We start from the raw sequence: 1,613 nt of genomic DNA, 5'->3' as shown, positions 1-1,613 counted from the left end.
CGCCGACCGGGCAACGACCGAACGAACGAACCTGAAACCCCGTCAACCCGCCCTGACCAGCTGATCAGTACCTCCCGCACGCCGGGGGAACCTCACCACGGCTCCGTCACCCGATCGGTGACCGACCTGAAAAGACTCACTGAGTATGGAACTGCAGCGTACTCTCGGCACTGCTCATGAACGTTCGCCAAGTCGGAACGGGCGGGCGATTCCAGCAGCCAGACCGTCACTTATGATCTTTCCATTGCGGGTGGTCTGCCAGGGACGGGCCTGCTCCGCGGCGTTCAGCAGCAGATCGCGCACAGTAGCTTCCTCAAGATGACCAGCCGCTACCAGGCCGCCCGCCGTATAGGCAGCTCGGTTGAGTTTCTCCGTGAATGAGGTGCCCTCCGGCGCAGCCGCACACTGGGCAACCTGACTGACGAGGGGATCCATGACGCGGTAAGCCGCCGTAGGCTGGCTCCTGCGGCGTTTACACGGCACCGTCGGGAGTGGCGGGCGCGAAGATTCGATGAGATGGCCCGTCCGGACCAGTTCGAGGTACAGCCACTCGGGCAGCGGTGCTGGCCTGCGGGCAGCGCCTTCCGGCTGGTAACTGCCCTGACTCGTGCGGGTGGTAGGGGCGACGATGTAGCCGCCCTCGGCTCGGATGTCGACCTGCCAGGCGAGCGCCACCTTCGGGCTGGAGCCGGTCGAGCAGCGAAAACGGCTGCCAGGGTGGATGTTGTGGTACCAAACGTGAAGCCCTCCCGACGGAGTGCGCACCCGCAGGGTGTTCTCGTCGTGGGCAGGGTCGGGTTGCTGGCGGAACGCTGCCAACAGCCCGAGGGTGTCAAACCCTGAGGCTAGACCGGCCAAGTTGACCGCTTCAGGAATGGCGATGCCGGGCAGCAGACGACTGCGGTCTGGGACGGAGCTCGCGTGTGCGTCGATGTCGATGACGACTAAGTTTGCCGGACCGCACGCGATGCCGACGCCCGCTGAGGGACTGGCCGCCCACCAGTCGTCGATGTACTCGGTTCGGGTAGTCGCGGCATGGAAGCCGTGACAAGGGCGTCCCGCGGGCAGGCATGGGCAGGCCGTCGCATTGTGCTGGTGGACCCTGCAACTGGGGCAATTGCCCGCGGGGGTCTTTCGCCCTGGCGCCAGGGGATGCACCGGCCAGCCCTGCGCGGCGCACCAGCGGGCTACGACGTGGGGCGTCGTGAGTCTGGGGGCGGCAGGCGAGGCGGCCTCATCGGGGCGCAGCACACGTTTCGTCCTTGTCCGGAGCTTGGGTTTAGCCCCGGAGAACAGCAGCTCACAGCAGGAAGTGATGCCGCCTCAGGGACTGAAGGGGTTGTGCTTCAGAGGGATTCTATGACCTACCGGCTGAGAGCGCCACAAACGACGTCGCGTCGCGTCCACCAGTTACGTGATTCCCGTGGGTTTCTGCTTGGGGGGACCCCAGGGCTTCGGCGTAGTCGCATGACGTCCGGTTCGTGATCATCCGAGGCCGAGGAGTGCGAGGGGGCGGAGAGGGTCGCGGGCGTTGTGGCGAAGGCCGGCCGCGATGTTTTTTACTCCGGCCGTGCGGAGGGCTCCGATGGCGAGGTTGCGCAAGGTGGCCATCA

General features: G+C 66.0%; 1 protein-coding gene and 1 pseudogene. Both read right to left on the bottom strand.

Annotated elements, in window-relative coordinates; genetic code table 11:
* Nucleotides 1-174 precede the first annotated feature (174 nt).
* The gene (locus ABZ453_RS51240) at nt 175-1,251 is read right to left on the bottom strand and encodes a bifunctional DNA primase/polymerase (protein ID WP_359026965.1); all 1,077 of its coding nucleotides are present in this window, start codon (nt 1,249-1,251) and stop codon (nt 175-177) included.
* A gap of 234 nt (nt 1,252-1,485) precedes the next feature.
* Nucleotides 1,486-1,613, bottom strand: a pseudogene (locus ABZ453_RS51235) (ISAs1 family transposase); the annotation flags it as partial.

This window comes from Streptomyces sp. NPDC005799 (assembly GCF_040630525.1).
Lineage (GTDB): Bacteria > Actinomycetota > Actinomycetes > Streptomycetales > Streptomycetaceae > Streptomyces > Streptomyces griseorubiginosus_B.
The sequence above is the reverse complement of the archived record's forward strand: the minus strand, read 5'-3'. Positions and strand labels throughout refer to the sequence as shown.